We start from the raw sequence: 1,054 nt of genomic DNA on the forward strand, positions 1-1,054 counted from the left end.
ATCATCGCTCATAGCTTTGATGTCAGATGCCGTCATTCCTTCAGGTGGATTTTGGATATATTTAGTTCTTATTTCATCTACAGGATTGTTGTTACTAATAAGAATCACCTCCAAGCTTTTTAATGATTTTAACACTTGGAGAAAGATATAGGAACCTATCCAGCTTTAGCCCAAGCTCTTTCGTAGAGTTCCTGTAGAGTGTATGAATGATGAGCATACTTGATTTCAAGTATAGTCATTGTTTCCTTACAGCAAGGACATTGAATTGGGTCATAGCCAAATGTTGCAGCAATGGAGTTGCGCCATTTAGTTTTATTCAAAAGAAAACGATGTTTTTCTTTAGGTATGGCTTTGAAAACTTTTTGATCTTGCTCCCTATTTCTAGCATAGATGCCATAGTAGCGGATTTGTTTAAAGTGCTTTTCTGGGATGTGTTGAGAAATAAGTTTCATAAATTCAATGGCAGGAAGTTTAACCACCACTAATTTATCATCTTCATGACGATTGTAATGATAGGTAACAATACCATCTTTATAACTGTCTATTCGCTTTGTAGAGATAACGGGTCTGCCTAGATATCTGCCAATGTATTTGGCAATTTGTTTTGGATCACACTGATTAGGTTTTGCATAGACATAAAAGCCATTGGCACAGTGCTTATAGATATATGCCTTTGTTTTCTTAAAGGAAGGGCCGATTTTCATTTCCATTTCATTTAGGAGAGCAGTTCGAAAGGCATTTCTTAGATATGTATAGTTAAAATGTTTTTTTGGACGCCACACAGTGTTATTGCCAACACCGCCTTCAGTTACTAAGCAGTGAATATGAGGGTTCCACTGAAGACTTCTTCCAAAAGTATGTAATACGCAAATCATACCAGGAGTAAAGCATTCAGATTTGTTATCTTTATGAAACATTTCTAAAACTACAGAACGAACAGAAGAGAAAAGACAGTTTAGTAAATCTCTGTCATCAAGAAAGAATTGTCTAAGTTCTTCGGGGATAGTGAAAACGCAATGGCGATGAGTGGTTCTGACAAGTTTAAAAGACATGG

The 1,054-nt window shown here is 36.1% G+C and carries 1 protein-coding gene; it reads right to left on the minus strand.

The features are described 5' to 3' along the window. Positions 1–155 precede the first annotated feature (155 nt). On the minus strand, positions 156–1,054 hold an 899-nt coding region (locus BM097_RS15980), incomplete at its 5' end, for an IS91 family transposase (RefSeq protein ID WP_177197495.1).

It is taken from the genome of Pseudobutyrivibrio sp. OR37, assembly GCF_900113655.1.
Lineage (GTDB): Bacteria > Bacillota > Clostridia > Lachnospirales > Lachnospiraceae > Pseudobutyrivibrio.